The following is a 14741-nucleotide window of genomic DNA, read 5'->3' on the forward strand; positions in this document are numbered from 1 at the left end:
GCGGCGGACCGCAGCCCGTCCAGCGGCAGCAGCAGCCCGGTCGCTCTCGACACCGCGCTGAGCAACGCCTCCGTCGCCGCCGGGTAGGTCGCCTGAGCCAGATAGTGCGGGACGTGTGCCGCGAAGCCCATTGCGTCGGCCCCGGCCCGGCCGAGCTCGTACTCCAGCAGGTGCCCGGCGCTGCCGGGTACCGAGACCCGGCGGATCCACGGGTCGTTGCCGACCAGCAGCTCCTTGCGGGTCGCGTGCGCTGTGACGCCACACGGCCGGGTGTGCGGAACCGCCATCGGGATCGCGTTGAGCCCGACCGACATCTGGACCCCGAGATCCTTCATGATCGCCCGAACGGCGCTGGTGAACCGCTTCCAGTGCAGGTCGGGCTCCGGACCGGAGAGCAGCAGGAAGGGCGTGCCCGCCTCGTCGTGCAGCAGCTCGATGGCCAGCACCGGATCCTCGTAGCTCTCCCAGTGGTCCTCGTAGAAGACCATCGGTGGCCGCCTGGAGCGGTAGTCCATGAGCTGGTCGACGTCGAAGGTGACGATCCGCTCGTGGTCGAGAGTCGTCGTGAGGTGCTCGCTGGCCAGACCCACCGCGCCGCCGGCGTCGACGACGCCTGTCATCGCCTCGATCAGGATGGGGCGGCCCAGGTCGTCCAGCTCGCTTCTGATCTCATAGAGGTCTCTGGGGTCAAGCATCGGTCGAGCCCTCCCTCACCGATCTGGTCCGCGGGATCCGCGTCCGCTCCTTCCGATTAGAAGGTCGCCGTGGCCGCTCCGCATTCCGGCCACTCGGAGCCGACATCGCCCGAGCCGACACAGGTCGAGCGTGCGGTGCTCGTACCCGCGGTGCTCCGGAAGACATGATCGAGAATATCAGTGCGAAGTCTAGCCGCGGCGGGACCAGACGCGCGCGGACGAAACCAGCCCCGTGGGCTGGCCCGCTGCCCCGGCTCCTCCTCGTCCGTGCTCCTGACCGGGGCGCCCGAGCAGTGAGCCGCTCGTGATCCGCAGGTCGCCGATCAGGCCAGCCAGGCGTAGCCGCAGCCGGGGCATGCCCGGGCGGGTCGGGACCACGGCCAGGTCCACGTGGCGGTCGCCGAGCGCGACGAGGCCACTCACGTCGACGCCGACACCGTCGGGAACGCTGATGGTCAGATCCCCGACCAGTGAGACGAAGCACAGGTCGACGGTGGCCTCCGCGAGAATCCGCTCGTCCAGCAGCGCCCCGCGCAGATCGAGGGCCCAGTTGCCGAGGCCGTTGACGATCACGGTCCGGCGGGCCAGCCGCCACCGCCCGAAACGGCGGCCGTCACCGAGAAGGGTCACCATCCGCGTGGTAGGGGCCTGCGGTGCACGCCGGGCTTCCGCACCCTCGGGGTGTCCCGCGCGCAGATCGGCCTCGGCTCGTTCGAGCTCGGTGCTGGTACGAGCCGCCCAGGCCCGGTTGGTCCGCTCGCTGAGCTCGCCGAAGGTAAGCCGTCCGTCGGCGCACGCCGCCCGGAGCCGGTCGGCGCATGCCCGGCGCTGCGCGTTGGTGACCGGTGCGGGACCGGAGCCGGGGCCGGGCGCGTGGCCAGGGGCAGGGGAGGCGGCTGGCATGTCCTGACGGTAGCGGGGCGGCTGGCCGCAGGGGTGCTGGAGCCACGGCACCGCGGTGTCGGCAGCAGGACCAGCGCCCGGCGGCGGCCGGCGCCGGCAGGTGCCATCCCCTGGAGTCGGCCGGCGGCGGGTGCCAGCGGCTGGAGTCAGTAGATGCAGGCGGCTGCTGCGGTCACCGGCGCTTCCTGCGCCCCGGACGCCGTCGGGGAGGGGTTCGTCGGGGTCGCCCCGCCGGTCGGGGTCGCTCCGCCGGTCGCGGCAACGCTCGACCCGAAGGCGGCGGCCCTGGCCCAGCTCACGGTCCCGGCGGGTGTGGTTGTGCCGGTCAGCGCCGTGGGCCAGGGCTGGGGCCAGCCACCGGAGTCCGGCTGGCCGTTCGACCCGGTGGCAGCAGGAGTGACCGTGGCCTGGGGCTGGGACGAGGTCTCCGCATTCGGGTCGGACCCGACCGTCGCGCCAGCGGTGTCAGGGGTGGGGGTGGCGGTGGCCTGCGGCGGCGCCGACGAGGTGACCGTTGCCCGGGGCCGAGCGGAGGCCGCCGGCGCCGAGCCGGCCGCGGCGGCAGTCGCACTCGGTGTGATCTCGGCGCTCAGATCAAGCGGGTCGACGGGATCGTCGGACGGTTCGAACAGCGTTGTGCTGCCGGTGATGTCGCGGAAGAACTGCCTCATCGCGGTGGCGTCGTAGAGGAAGTAGAAGACGGGGCTGTTGATCTGCCCGGTGATCGGTACGGTGGAGAAGGTCACCGCGCCCGTGGTCATGCCGCGCATCCGCTCGGCGAGCTCGCGCAGCTCGGGGAATCCGGTTTCGTCGTCCAGCAGCGCCGACTGGGTCACCGCGCCGAGGAACGAGGTCAGCCGGGACGGGCTCAGCAGCACGTTCTCGCTCAGCACCGTGCGGAACATGGCCGCGAGAAAGGCCTGCTGACGGCGGATTCGGGACAGGTCCCCGTCGGCGAACCCGTGCCGTTGCCGAACGAACGCCAGCGCGTTCTCACCGGAGAGATGGTTCATCCCGACCTGCCCGACGAATCCGGAGCTGGGATCGTTCAGGTTCGTTGACCGGACGGTCCGGCCGTTGTCCAGCGTATGTCTTTCGACAAAGGTCGACGCGTTGAGGCAGACGTCGATTCCGCCGATCGCGGCGGTCATCTGCTGGAAGCCGTTGAAGTCCAGTTCGGCGTAGTGGTCGATGCGCACGCCGGCGACCTGTTCGAGGGTCGCCACGAGCAGTGCGGGGCCGCCCGCGCTGAAGGCCGCGTTCACCTTGTCGGTGCGCGCGCGGTGCCGGTCGCCGTCGTCATCCGTCCAGGCGGGGATGGGTACCCGCAGGTCACGGGGAATCGACACGATCTGGGTCGTGCCGTCGGACGCCAGGTGGGCGATCATCATCGTGTCCGACCGGGCGCCGCCGACCTTCGCCGCGTCCGACCCGGTGCGGATGTCGGAACCGACAAGCAGCCAGGTCTCGGAACCGACGGGTGCCGACGGTGGCCGGGTGACGGTCATGTCGGCGGGTGGCGCGATGGTCTCGCGGTCGATCCGGCGGTCGTAGAACGTCACGACGAGCCAACCGGTGGCGGTGATGGCGATGACCACCAGCGACAGCAGCGAGGTCAGGACGAGCAGGGCGCGCCGCAGCGGGCCGCGCGGGGCGGGGCGGACGATGCCGTCGACGCCGAGCTGGTTCGCTCGCCGAGGCCGGCGGATCCGCCGGAGGGGGCCCGGCCAGGCTGCGGTGCCGACGGTTCCGATGGTTCCTGTAGTTCCTGTAGTTCCTGTGGTTCCGTTGGCTCTGGTCGTCTCGGCAGGAGGCCGGCCTCGTCGGTCTCGGCTTTCGGTGCGACTACCGGCGCGGTGGTCAGCGGTTCGTCGAGGACCGCGTCATCCAGAGCCACATCGTCGGGGAATGCGTCGTCCAGAGCCGCGTCGCTCCGCAACGCGCCGTCGAGGGCCGCGTCGTCGGGGACGATCCGCTCGCCTTCCGTGGCCACCGGTGCCATCGGGCTGGATGGATCTCCGACAGGCCGCGTGCCGGCCTCCTCCATCTCGCCCCTCTCACCACACCGGGAGCCAGCTGATGCCGGCAAATGCAGACAATAAGTCAATGAATAGCAATGCTGCTCGTCTGCAACGGTGATGTGATGGTCGCCGCGGGCTGAACCAGGACAACAAGTCTATGTGGCGGACGTATTGGACTGTGCGGTTCGTCCACCAAGGTGCACGGAACGTCGTGCGAGCCAGCCCGAATCCGGACCCGTCCGATCCGGCACGTGATGTGGGCTGATCCGGTCGGCCGCTCAGGGCCGGACGGCCACCAGATGCAGCGAGATCGGATCGGTCTCGACCAGCCCGGTGCTGGGGGTGGGCGTGCGCGAGAGGTGGAATCCGGCGGCGACCAGCCGGCGCTGCGCGGTGTGCTCGTCGTAGTGCCAGCGGTTCTGCGGGTCGGCCGGTCCACGGCGCCGCGGGTGCCGACCGCGGCGCCTGTCGGCCGGTCGGTGCCCGTCGTTCAGCCGCTGCCAGGCGACCAGTTCGTCGGCGTCGATCTCACCGCGCACATAGCGGTCCACTGCCTGGCGGAGATCCGGGAGTACGAGGTGGAGGGTGCCACCGGGACGCAGGATGCGGGCGCACTCCGCCAGCACCCTGCCGGCGACGCGCGGCGGCAGCTCCTGCACGACGTGCGCGCAGAGGATGTGATCAACCGAGCTGTCGGCCAACGGCAGTCGCCGGCCCGGCCGGTGCCGGACGACAACCGCCGTCCGGCTGGCCTCCCACTGCCGGCGGACGGCCCAGCCACGGCCGCGGCCTCGTCCAGGCCGGCCTGGGCGTGCGGGCCTGCGCGGGAGGTGACGGGTGAGCGTGGCTGCCAGCCGTGGCCACCGGACCGCCCGCCAGGCGGCCGTGCCCGTCCGGCGCAGCAGGCTCAGCGTTCGCGAGGCGCGTAGCGCGCGGTGCAGGGCGCGGGCCCACCCCAGCGCGGGATACGCGCCGACCAGCCCGGGCGAGTAGGACGGGTCGAGGTTCACGAAGTCCGCGAGCACCAGGTGCGACGAGGTGATGTTCACCCAGATCTCGCCGTGGCTGTTGCGGAGGTGGCGTAGGCGTCGGTCGCGCCCGGGCAGCGTGGTGACCTGTCCTGTTGCGGCGGTCCACCGACCTGTTCCCACCGTTCTCCGTCCCGCTCCGCGCGGGCGGTCGGTTCGAGACCTTGCATACCCGCAGAGTTTGCGCTCAGGTGCAGAGAGTAGTGCCATCCTGGTCTGTGTCCGGCATCTCCGCTCGGCGCGCCTCGGGTGTCGCTGACCCGCGCGGGTGGTGATGGGTGATGCGGGTCGTGATGTGCGGTCTCTGGTGTCTGGTGCCGGCTGGTCTCGGCGCGTCACCACCTCGGATGGCGATCAATTGACTACCTAGAGTCATACTTGCCTGGCGTTGGCTGGTTGGCAGCCAACCGGCGGAGACCAAAACGGCCGGAGACCGACCATCCGGCGTGTCGCCCCTGGCGGGACCACGGTCGGAGGAGGAGGAGTGGATGCGCGTACTGGTTCTCGGTGGCGACGGAATGCTCGGCGGCGAGCTGGTGCGCAGGCTCGTCCGCGACCACGACGTCACCGCGACTGTCCGGGCGCACGCTCCGAGCTCGCCGTCGCCGGCCGACCGGGTCCTGTGCGGAGTGGACGTGCGCCACCCGGAGAGCCTGGTCGACGTGTTCGCGGCGACGCGCCCCGACGCGGTCGTGAACGCGGTCGGCCTGACCGCCCGGCGGGTGGGTGAACAAGGCGTGCAACCGGCGATCGAGGTCAATGCACTGTTCCCACACCGGCTCGCCCGGCTGTGCGGCGCCGCGGGTGCGAGGCTCGTGCATGTCTCCACGGACTGTGTGTTCTCCGGGCGGCTGGGCGAGTACCACGAGGACGACGTCCCGGATCCGGTCGACGCCCACGGGACGACCAAGCTGCTCGGTGAGCTGACCGAGCCGGGCACACTCACGCTGCGGACGTCGGTGCTGGGGCTGGAGACGGCCGCCGTTCCCGCCGGCCTGGTCGAGTGGTTCCTGTCCGCCACCGGCCGGATCCCGGGGTATCGCCGGGTCGTCTACAGCGGCGTCACCACCGCGGAGTTCGCCCGTTTCGTGCATCTCGCCCTGGTCGGGCATCCGGACCTGAGCGGGGTCTGGCACCTCGCCTCCGAGCCCATCACCAAGTTCGACCTGCTCACGATGCTGGCTGACCGGCTCGGCCGACACAACCTGGAGATCGTTCCGAGCGACGACGAGGTGCGCAACCGGGCTCTCTCTGCACGTCGGCTGTGGTCGGTGACGGGCTACCGGCCGCCGGCCTGGGCGGCGATGGTGGACGAGCTGGCGACCGCGATCGAGCGGCGCGAGATCGAGGGGGGCTCCAGACGCGGTTCCTCGCACGTCGCGGACGTGCCCGGAGTGCGCCGGGCGGCATCAGCCGGCCGCCTGACGCCGACGTCGCTGCCGACGGCGACGTCGGCCCCTGCTCCTGCTCCTGCTCCTGCCCCTGTCTCTGCTCCTGCCCCTGCTCCTGCACCGGCCGAGGCATCGGCGGTGGCGGGCGCGTCGGCGTCGAACGGAGTGCGCGCCGACGCCTGAACCGTGGACCGAGCCAGTAGATCTTCTCCGGTGACAGTGGACTTCTCCGGTAGAGAGGAGAACGACGTGTCGAGAACGACGGGTGGCACCGACAACGGGGACGGCGAGGAGCCGGCCCGGACGGGCTTCCTCCGGGGGCTGCTCCCCGGTGGGAGGTCGCAGCGCCAGCGCGGTGCGGCGGCGTCGGGTTCCGTGTGGTCGGACCCGCTGCGCTCCGCTCCGGACGGTGCGGTCGCGCCTGCGGACGCGGATGTGGATGCGGGCGCCCCGGAATCCCCCGATTCCCCGGCCCGAGGCGGCACAGGTGCCCGGGGTGTCCTGGAGGGACTGAACGCCCTGGACGACGTGGGTGTGCTGAATGATTCGGCCGGGCGCAGTGATTCGGCCGGGCGCGATGACTCGGCTGGGCTGGGTGGTGCGGCCGAGCCGGGGACCCAGCTGCCGCACCGGATTCCGGTGGCCAGGTCCGGGCCGCGCCCAGGCGGCCTGGTGGGCACGGCGGACGGTGCGGGCGGGGACGGCACTGTCAGCCGGTCCGGTCCGACCGTGCCGACGGCGCCGTCGACCCCGTTCACCCCCGCCGGCCCGGCCGGTCCGGCGGCGCCGACCGTCCCGACCGTTCCCAGCCGCCGACTGTCCCCGGACCGGGACCGGGACCGGCAGGCCGCCCAGCGGCAGGCCTCGGCGGCCCGCGCGACCGTCCCCCAGCACGGGCTGCGTACGGAGATCGTGGGCGAGCCGTCAGCCGCGCCGACGGTGCGCCGCGGCCCCGCCGAGCATCGGCCGCGGGTCATGATCCTGGTCGGGACCAGGCCTGAGCTCGTCAAGCTCAGCAGGGTGATGGTCGCCCTCGAACGGGTGGTCGACCTATGCCTGGTCCATTCGGGGCAGAACTACGACTACGAGCTCAACCAGGTCTTCTTCGACGAGCTGGGCATCCGCAAACCGGACCACTTCCTGGACGCCGTCGGAGCGAGCCCGGCGGAGACCATCGGCCGGGTCATCGCCCGCGCTGACGCGGTCTTCGCGGACGAGTCCCCCGACGCCCTGCTGCTCTACGGCGACTCCAACACCACGCTGGCGGTGATCGCGGCGCGGCGGCGGCACATCCCGGTGTTCCACATGGCGGCGGGCAACCGCAGTTTCGACGACCGCGTGCCCGAGGAGATCAACCGCCGGCTCGTCGACCATCTCAGCGATGTCAACCTCGCCTCGACGGAGCATGCCCGCCGGAACCTGCTGGCGGAAGGCCTGCCGACGCAGCGGATCTTCGTCACCGGCTCGCCGATGAAGGAGGTACTGAACGCCTACCTGCCGCTGGTCGAGGCCTCCGAGGCGCTCACGACGCTGGGCGTGACACCGGGCCACTACCTGGTCGTCAGCGCGCACCGGGAGGAGAACGTCGACCGTCCCGAGCTGCTCGCCGGCCTGCTGGAGACGCTGAACGGGCTGGCCGCCCGCTACCGGGTGCCGGTCATCGTTTCCACCCATCCACGGACCAGGGCGCGCCTCGACGCGCTGGAGGCGACGGGGCGGGCGCCGTCGGTCGACGGTCTCGTCCGGTTCTGCCGGCCCTTCGGGTTCGCGGACTACATCGCGTTGCAGCGGGCCGCGCTGTGTGTGGTCTCCGACAGCGGGACGGTGACGGAGGAGGCGTCCCTGCTCGGCTTCCCCGCGGTGGTGATCCGCGAGGCCCACGAACATCCGGAGGGGGTCGACACCGGTGCGGTGGTCTCCTGCCTGCCCCGCCCCGACCGCGTCCTCGCCGCCGTCGGCCTGGCCACCGGCGAGGCCAGGGGCAGCCGGATGAACAGCCCCGTCGCCGCCTATGACGTGGACGACGTGTCCCGGCGGGTCGTGCGGATCATCATCAGCCACATCGACTACGTCCGTCGGACGGTCTGGTACGAGCGGCCGGCAGCCGGCGCCGACGAGCCCACCTCCGGCGGGACCCCGCTCGTCTCGCCCTGAGTCGGTCCGGAGCAGCCGCTCCGGGGCAGCCGCTCCGGAGCAGCCGCTCGCAGGCTCGCAGGCTCCGGCGGGGTGGTGTCAGGCGGTGCTTGTCACGCGGTGGCGGGTGCGGGAGCCGGGACGCGCGCCGCGGAGCCGGCCCAGGCCGTCTCGGTGGCCGGGGCCCGTTCGCCCATCGCCAGCCAGAGCTGGATGGTGACGATCCACATGATCGTCGCGCCGGCCATGTGCAGGCCGACGAGCAGCGCCGGGATGCCGAGGAAGTACTGGGTGAACCCGATCGCGGCCTGGGCGACGACAGTGAGCAGCAGGGCGTATGCGCTGCGCCGGGCCTCGGCGGGGACGGGAGCGAGCCGCACCGCGAAGATCATGGCGAGGGTGAGGCCGCTGAGGACCATCGCGCCGTCGGCGTGGAGCTGCGCGACGTTGACGATGTCGAAGCCGAACCGCTTGGTGTCCTCGCTGTCGCCGCTGTGCGGGCCGGTGCCGGTGACGACGGTGCCCAGGGCGAGGACGCCCGCGGCGACCACGACCACGACCCGCGCCAGCCAGGCGAGCTCCGGCCGGACGGCCAGCGGGGTCGGCCCGTCGGCCTGCCGGGCCCGGCGGTGCAGGGCGACGGCGTTGAACAGCAGCACCATCGACAGCAGGAAGTGCGCGGCCACCGTCGCCGGATGCAGCTTGACCAGGACGGTGATGCCACCGAGCACCGCCTGGCCGAGGAAGCCCAGCCACAGCCCGAGCGAGAGCAGCAGCAGATCGCGCCGCTTCTCCTGGAGCAGGCGCGCCGCGATGGGCAGGGCCAGCACGACGAGGCCGACCACGATGCTGATAAGCCGGTTGCCGAACTCGATCGCGCCGTTGATCGCGTAGGCCGAGTGGGGGGTGAACGAGCCGTCACCACACTGCGGCCAGGTCGGGCAACCGAGCCCGGAGCCGGTCAACCGCACGGCACCGCCGGTGACGACGATCGCCGCGAGCAGGACGACGCTGGCCAGTGTGAGGCGCCGGAACGTGCGCAGCCCGATCACCGGGAGCCGGCCGGTGCCCGCTGCCCGGGCCGCACGGCTCGCCCGGGGCTGGTGGGTGCCGGCCGGGCTGGCGTCGCCGCCGGCGCGGGGCTTGCTCCGACGAGTGGTAGAAGATGGCATCGCGGCCATAGTAATCCGCCGGGTGCCGGCCGACGGGGTGTGCGCCGCCACTGCCGGGGTGCCACCCGCCTTACTCCCAGCGGAAGAACCTGGCAGCCAGCCCAAGGGCACCGACGGACCACGCCGCCAGCACGATCAGGTTGCCGGCGCCGGGCCCGGCGCCCTCGGCGAGCACCGCGCGCAGCCCGTCGGACAGCGCCGCGGTCGGCAGCCCCTCGGCCACCACCCGCATCCAGCCGGGCAGCTCCTCGAGGGGGAACACGACCCCGCCGATCAGCAGCAGCAGCAGGTACACCCCGTTGGCCGCGGCGAGTGTCGCCTCGGCCCGCAGCGTGCCGGCCATCAGCAGTCCCAGCCCGGAGAAGGCTGCCGTCCCGAGCAGGACCAGCAGGACGACCCAGCCGGCACCCGCCGCCGAGCCGTGCGGCTCCCAGCCGACCGCGAACCCGACCGCGACGAGCAGGACCAGCTGGACGATCTCCACCGCGAGCACGGCCAGCGTCTTGCCGGCGAGCAGGATCGACCGCGGCAGCGGAGATGCCCCGAGCCGCTTGAGGACGCCGTAGGAGCGCTCGAATCCGGTGGCGATCGCCTGCCCGGTGAACGCGGTCGACATCACGGCCAGTGCCAGCACGCCGGGAACGAGGAAGTCCACCGAGCGCTGCGCGGCCTGCGAGGTGGGCAGGACGTCCACGGCCGCGAAGAAGACGAGCAGCCCGATCGGGATGATCAGGGTGAGCAGCACGGACTCGCCGCGGCGCAGGGTGAGGGTCAGCTCGAGCCGGGTCTGCGCGGCCAGCATCCGCCCGCGGGACGCGGCTCCGGGCGCCGGGCGGAGATCCAGCACGGGGGCCGGTGTGGCCTCGATGACACTCATCTCACTCCAGCTCCGTCCCGGTCAGGTCCAGGAAGACGTCCTCCAGGGTGCGCTGCTCGACGCGCAGGTCCTCGGCGAGCACACCGTTGCTGGCGCACCACGCGGTGACCGCGGCGAGCAGTTGCGGGTCGACGGTGCCCTGCACCAGGTAGTGGCCGGGCGGGTTCTCCCAGCCGGTCGTGCCGTCGGGCAGGGCGAGCAGCAGGCGCGCGACGTCGAGGCCGCCCGGGGCGCGGAAGCGGAGCTGGCCCTCGGCGCCGCCGCGGGTGAGCTCGGCGGGCGAACCGGCCGCGACGACCCGGCCCCGGTTCACGATCACGACCTGGTCGGCGAGGCGCTCGGCCTCGTCCATGGCGTGGGTGGTGAGCACCACCGTGACGCCGGACAGGCGCAGCTCCTCGATGAGTTCCCAGGTGTCACGGCGGCCCTGGACGTCGAGACCAGCGGTGGGCTCGTCGAGGAAGACCAGCTCCGGGCGGCCGACGACGGCCATCGCGAGCGAGAGCCGCTGCTGCTGGCCGCCGGAGAGCCGGCGGAACGGCGTGCCCGCCACCTCCGCCAGCCCGAGCCGTTCCATCAGCGCGCCGGTGTCGAGCGGGTGGGCATGGTGCGCGGCGATCAGGCGCAGCATCTCGCCGGCGCGGGCACCCGGGTACATCCCGCCGGCCTGCAGCATCACGCCGACCCGCGGGCGCAGCGCGGCCGCGTCGCGCACCGGGTGCAGCCCGAGCACGCGGACGCCGCCGCTGTCGGCGGAGCGGAAGCCCTCGCAGATCTCGATGGTGGTCGTCTTGCCCGCGCCGTTCGGCCCGAGGACCGCCGTCACGGACCCGGCCGAGACGCCCAGCGACAGCCCGTCGACCGCGCGTACCTCGGTCGGCGGGGGGATGCCCTCATCACGCTTGGTCGTGTCGTCCGGCACGCGGTCGTGGGCGTCGTGGGCGGCCCGGGCACGGCCGCGGGACCGGCCACGCCTCGAGGGGGCTGGTGACCCGGCCGGCGCCTGCGCCGCACCCGCTTTCAGGTACCGCGGACGTGCCTGCCCCGCGCCCGACGCACCCGCTGCCCGCCGGTAGGTCTTGACCAGCTCGGTCAGCTCGACTGCCAGGACCTCGGTCACGCCGCTGATCCTACGGACTGCGCGGGGGTGCTCGGCGTGAGCCGATCGCTTCAGTGACGGGGCTGGGAGCGTGCCGGCCGGACCACGGGCGACCGCCGGCGCACGGTGGTGGGTGCCGCGTCGTCGGGCTCGATCAACGTGCCCCAGGCACCGAGGCGTTCGTAGAGGACGGCCGGGGTGGTGCTGTACAGGCGGGACAGCGACTGCAGGTCCGATCGCCGCAGGCGGAGCACATCGCGGGAACTGTCCGACCGCAGCACCTGCACGATCGCGATCCACCGGCGCAGCGGGCCGGTTCGCGTCGGCGGCAGCTTCCGCAGCCTGCGCAGATCGATGACGAGCGGGGGCAGGTCGTCGGTCTCCCGGCGTTCGACCGGCGGCGGGACCAGCAGGGTGGCCGGCACGTCATAGAGCTCCGCGAGCTCGACGAGCCGGTGCACCCGCAGGGTGCGGCTGCCGCGTTCATAGGCGCCGAGGGTCCCGGCGGTCCACCGGCCTTCGGTACGTTCCTGGACGTCGAGGAGGGACAGGCCACGTCGGTTGCGGGCCGCCCGCAGGCGGCGGCCGAGTTCCAGGGCGTAGTCCGCGTCGGTCACGGTCTCCGTCCGGGGGTTAGGTGCGCGGCGAGGAGACGCCAACCGCCCCCTGTTACAAGGTTGGCAAAAATCGCGTCGCCGGACAGCCGCTTTTCTCAATTCGGCGCGATCTACCGTTGTCTTTAAGTGGTCCTGCGGCGTTGTCCGGGTGTGGGACATGATGGTCCGTCGTGTGGGAACTCGGTTAAACGCGGGCGGATCGCCCGTCCGCCCACCAGCTCATGGCCCGCCCGCGGGCCGGCCAGGTCAGTCGCGGGCCGGGCGGGGCGGGGCCGGGCGGGGCCGGTCAGTCGCGGTCCCAGCCCCGGGAGCGCTCGACGGCGCGCAGCCACTGGCCGTACAGCTCCTCGCGCCGGTCGGCGCTCATGGACGGCCGGTACCTGACCGCGGTGCGCCGCCGGGCGTCGAGCTCGTCGCGCCCCGAGTACAGGCCGGTCGCCAGCCCCGCGAGGTAGCCCGAGCCGAGCGCGGTCGTCTCGGTGTTCTCCGGGACGTCCACCTCGATCCCGAGGATGTCGGCCTGGAACTGCATCAGCCACGGATTGCTTGCCGCGCCGCCGTCCGCCCGCAGCTCGGTGACGGTCACGCCGGCGCCGGCGGCCATCTCCTCGACGACGTCCCTGGTCCGGTAGGCGATGGCCTCGAGCACCGCCCGGGCCAGGTGCGCCCGGCCGGTGGCCCGGGTGAGGCCGATGATCATCCCGCGGGCCCGCGGATCCCAGTACGGTGCGCCGAGCCCGGCGAGCGCGGGGACGAAGTAGACGCCGTCGTTGCTCTCCAGCGACGCGGCCAGCGGCGCGGTCTGGGCACTGTCGGAGATCACGCCGAGGGAGTCCCGCAGCCACTGCACCGCGGACCCGGTCGACAGGATCGCACCCTCCAGCGCGTACGCCGGTGGCTCACCGTCGAGCCCGAAGGCGACGGTGCGCAGCAGGGAGGACTGCGGGGGCGGCAGCGCCGGGCCCGTGTTCACCAGCACGAACGACCCGGTGCCGTAGGTGTTCTTGGCCTGTCCGGGGTCGAAGCAGCCCTGGGCGAACAGCGCCGCCTGCTGGTCACCGACGACCGCGGCGATCGGCACCTCGACGCCGAGGAAGACCTCGGGGTCGGTGTGGGCGTAGACCTTCGAGCTGGGCACGATCCGCGGCAGCGGCTCGGGCGGCACGTCCAGCAGCTCGAGCAGCTCGGGTGACCAGTCGCCGCGGGCCAGGTCGAAAAGCATCGTGCGGGAGGCGTTGGTGACGTCGGTGATGTGGGCCCGACCGCCCGTCAGGCGCCAGACGAGCCAGGAGTCGACCGTCCCGAACGCGACCCGGCCCGCCGCGGCCTCCCGCCGGGCGCCCGGCACGTGGTCGAGCACCCAGGCGGCCTTCGTCCCGGAGAAGTACGGGTCGAGCACCAGGCCGGTGCGTTCCTGGACGAGCTCGCCGTGACCGGCCGCGGCCAGGCGCTCGCAGGCCCCCGCCGTGCGCCGGTCCTGCCAGACGATGGCCGGGTACAGCGGCCGCCCGGTGCTGCGCTCCCACAGCACGGTGGTCTCGCGCTGGTTGGTGATGCCGATCGCGGCCAGGTCGGACGGACGCCGCCCCGCGTCGGCCAGCGCGTCGGCGACCGCCGCGACGACGCTGCCCAGCAGCTCCTGGGGGTCCTGCTCGACCCAGCCGGGGCGGGGGAAGGAGACACCGACCGGGCGGTGGCCGCGGCCGACGACGCTGGCCTCACCGTCGAGCAGGCAGACCGTGGTGCCGCTGGTCCCCTGGTCCACTGCCGCCACGAGCATCGCCGCGCTCCTTCGAGGCCGAGGCCGAGGCCGGTGACCGTCGCGGACGGCCCGACCACGCCGGACGACCACGGTAGACGACGGATCAGCAGACGACCGATCAGGGACGGATCGGCAGACGACCGATCAGGAGAGTGAGGCGAGGTCGACGGCGCCGGCCGGTGCGGTGATCGAGACCTTGGTGCCGTAGTCGGAGAACTCCATGCGGCCCTGCTCGCCGTCCAGCATGTCCAGGCGCAGCGGGACGGGGTCGCCGGTGTTGGCTGCCCACAGGCGGGTTCCCTCCGCGCTGCCGGCCGCGACCGCGCGGCGGCCCGCGACGTCCTCGGTGGTGACCTTGCCGTCCAGCGCCGCCACGTACTCGCCGATGGCCATGGCGAACCCCTCGATCGTGAAGAGGCGGTACTGCTCGGCGTCCTCCGCCGGGAGCCGGACCCAGCGGTCGGCCAGCAGGTCCGCCGCGTCACCTTCGCCGATCGACTCGTAGTAGGCGCGGCTGCCCTTCGTGTAGGTGTCGTCCGCGACCTTCACGATCTCGGTGACGACGGAGCCGGAGGTCATGGTGCCCCGGGCCGACGAGCCTGACAACACCAGGTCGTAGCGGGTCGACCCCTCGGCGGACGGGTCCTGGGCGGTGCCGACGACGTGCACGCTGTCGGCGGAGTTCAACGCCTCGACGGACCGCGTTCCCACCTCGGCCGCGGACGCGTCCTGCAGGCCGTTGGTCTCCTCGCCGCCGCAGGCCGCGAGGGCCAGGACCATCGCCGCTACGACGGCCATGACCCGGCCGGCGGCTCGCCGGGTAACGAGGCCGGGCCCGCTCGTGCCCACCCGAAGTGGGGCTGGTCGCTGTGGGGCAGGTCGCAGTGCCGCCGACCCGGCTGGCCCGGCCGGCCGCCGGGTGGCGGGTCGTGAGGCCGCCGGTCGCGGGGCGGTTGGCCGCGGCGCGCTGTCAAGGTCGCCGCCGCGGTCATCGGGGTCACGGTCGCGGTCAATAGCGCGAATCGTCCGCATCTGCAGGTCGC

At 72.8% G+C, this 14741-nt stretch carries 13 protein-coding genes; 2 read left to right on the forward strand and 11 right to left on the reverse strand.

Annotated elements, in window-relative coordinates; genetic code table 11:
• From FREUN1FDRAFT_RS22030 to FREUN1FDRAFT_RS22050, 5 genes are all read right to left on the reverse strand, one after another.
• On the reverse strand, positions 1 to 695 hold a 695-nt coding region (locus tag FREUN1FDRAFT_RS22030), incomplete at its 3' end, for a PAC2 family protein (RefSeq protein WP_006542406.1).
• Between the two features lie 189 nt (positions 696 to 884).
• Positions 885 to 1598, reverse strand: a complete 714-nt coding sequence (locus tag FREUN1FDRAFT_RS22035; protein WP_006542407.1) for a DUF1707 domain-containing protein — start codon at positions 1596 to 1598, stop codon at positions 885 to 887.
• A gap of 146 nt (positions 1599 to 1744) precedes the next feature.
• Complete coding sequence (locus tag FREUN1FDRAFT_RS22040; RefSeq protein WP_006542408.1) at positions 1745 to 3196, reverse strand: LCP family protein; 1452 nt, start codon at positions 3194 to 3196, stop codon at positions 1745 to 1747.
• Positions 3197 to 3213: 17 nt separating this feature from the next.
• The gene (locus FREUN1FDRAFT_RS22045; RefSeq protein WP_157475155.1) at positions 3214 to 3591 is read right to left on the reverse strand and encodes a hypothetical protein; all 378 of its coding nucleotides are present in this window, start codon (positions 3589 to 3591) and stop codon (positions 3214 to 3216) included.
• Between the two features lie 306 nt (positions 3592 to 3897).
• Positions 3898 to 4770: a class I SAM-dependent methyltransferase gene (locus FREUN1FDRAFT_RS22050; protein ID WP_232295333.1), complete on the reverse strand. Its 873-nt coding sequence runs from the start codon at positions 4768 to 4770 to the stop codon at positions 3898 to 3900.
• 365 nt (positions 4771 to 5135) lie between these two features.
• Between FREUN1FDRAFT_RS22050 and FREUN1FDRAFT_RS22055 the strand changes: the two genes are divergently transcribed.
• Together FREUN1FDRAFT_RS22055 and FREUN1FDRAFT_RS40695 are read left to right on the forward strand one after the other, a co-directional pair.
• Entirely contained in the window at positions 5136 to 6221 is a 1086-nt protein-coding gene (locus tag FREUN1FDRAFT_RS22055; RefSeq protein ID WP_006542411.1) for an SDR family oxidoreductase, read from the forward strand.
• Between the two features lie 66 nt (positions 6222 to 6287).
• Entirely contained in the window at positions 6288 to 8192 is a 1905-nt protein-coding gene (locus FREUN1FDRAFT_RS40695) for a UDP-N-acetyl glucosamine 2-epimerase (protein ID WP_006542412.1), read from the forward strand.
• Between the two features lie 92 nt (positions 8193 to 8284).
• Here the strand turns inward: FREUN1FDRAFT_RS40695 and FREUN1FDRAFT_RS22065 are convergent, their stop codons facing one another.
• The 6 genes from FREUN1FDRAFT_RS22065 to FREUN1FDRAFT_RS22090 form a co-directional block, all read right to left on the reverse strand.
• Positions 8285 to 9352 (reverse strand): heme A synthase, encoded by a 1068-nt coding sequence (locus FREUN1FDRAFT_RS22065; protein WP_006542413.1) that lies wholly within the window; start codon positions 9350 to 9352, stop codon positions 8285 to 8287.
• A 61-nt stretch (positions 9353 to 9413) separates the two neighbouring features.
• Positions 9414 to 10220, reverse strand: coding sequence for an ABC transporter permease (locus tag FREUN1FDRAFT_RS22070; RefSeq protein ID WP_006542414.1), 807 nt, complete (start codon positions 10218 to 10220; stop codon positions 9414 to 9416).
• A 1-nt stretch (position 10221) separates the two neighbouring features.
• Complete coding sequence (locus tag FREUN1FDRAFT_RS22075; protein WP_006542415.1) at positions 10222 to 11340, reverse strand: ABC transporter ATP-binding protein; 1119 nt, start codon at positions 11338 to 11340, stop codon at positions 10222 to 10224.
• A 50-nt stretch (positions 11341 to 11390) separates the two neighbouring features.
• On the reverse strand, positions 11391 to 11936 hold the full coding sequence (locus tag FREUN1FDRAFT_RS22080) for a transcriptional regulator (protein ID WP_006542416.1): 546 nt from the start codon (positions 11934 to 11936) through the stop codon (positions 11391 to 11393).
• 286 nt (positions 11937 to 12222) lie between these two features.
• Positions 12223 to 13716, reverse strand: coding sequence for a glycerol kinase GlpK (gene glpK, locus FREUN1FDRAFT_RS22085; protein WP_006542417.1), 1494 nt, complete (start codon positions 13714 to 13716; stop codon positions 12223 to 12225).
• Between the two features lie 126 nt (positions 13717 to 13842).
• Positions 13843 to 14496 (reverse strand): hypothetical protein, encoded by a 654-nt coding sequence (locus FREUN1FDRAFT_RS22090; protein WP_006542418.1) that lies wholly within the window; start codon positions 14494 to 14496, stop codon positions 13843 to 13845.
• Positions 14497 to 14741: the final 245 nt, after the last annotated feature.

The organism is Parafrankia sp. EUN1f (assembly GCF_000177675.1).
Classification (GTDB): domain Bacteria; phylum Actinomycetota; class Actinomycetes; order Frankiales; family Frankiaceae; genus Parafrankia.

What these genes read in the sequence shown, in the direction of transcription:
- FREUN1FDRAFT_RS22035 (WP_006542407.1), bottom strand. Translation starts at nt 1,598, where the DNA reads ATGCCAGCCGCCTCCCCTGCCCCTGGCCACGCGCCCGGCCCCGGCTCC.
- FREUN1FDRAFT_RS22055 (WP_006542411.1), top strand. Translation starts at nt 5,136, where the DNA reads ATGCGCGTACTGGTTCTCGGTGGCGACGGAATGCTCGGCGGCGAGCTG.
- FREUN1FDRAFT_RS22065 (WP_006542413.1), bottom strand. Translation starts at nt 9,352, where the DNA reads ATGGCCGCGATGCCATCTTCTACCACTCGTCGGAGCAAGCCCCGCGCC.
- FREUN1FDRAFT_RS22070 (WP_006542414.1), bottom strand. Translation starts at nt 10,220, where the DNA reads ATGAGTGTCATCGAGGCCACACCGGCCCCCGTGCTGGATCTCCGCCCG.
- glpK (WP_006542417.1), bottom strand. Translation starts at nt 13,716, where the DNA reads ATGCTCGTGGCGGCAGTGGACCAGGGGACCAGCGGCACCACGGTCTGC.
- FREUN1FDRAFT_RS22090 (WP_006542418.1), bottom strand. Translation starts at nt 14,496, where the DNA reads ATGGCCGTCGTAGCGGCGATGGTCCTGGCCCTCGCGGCCTGCGGCGGC.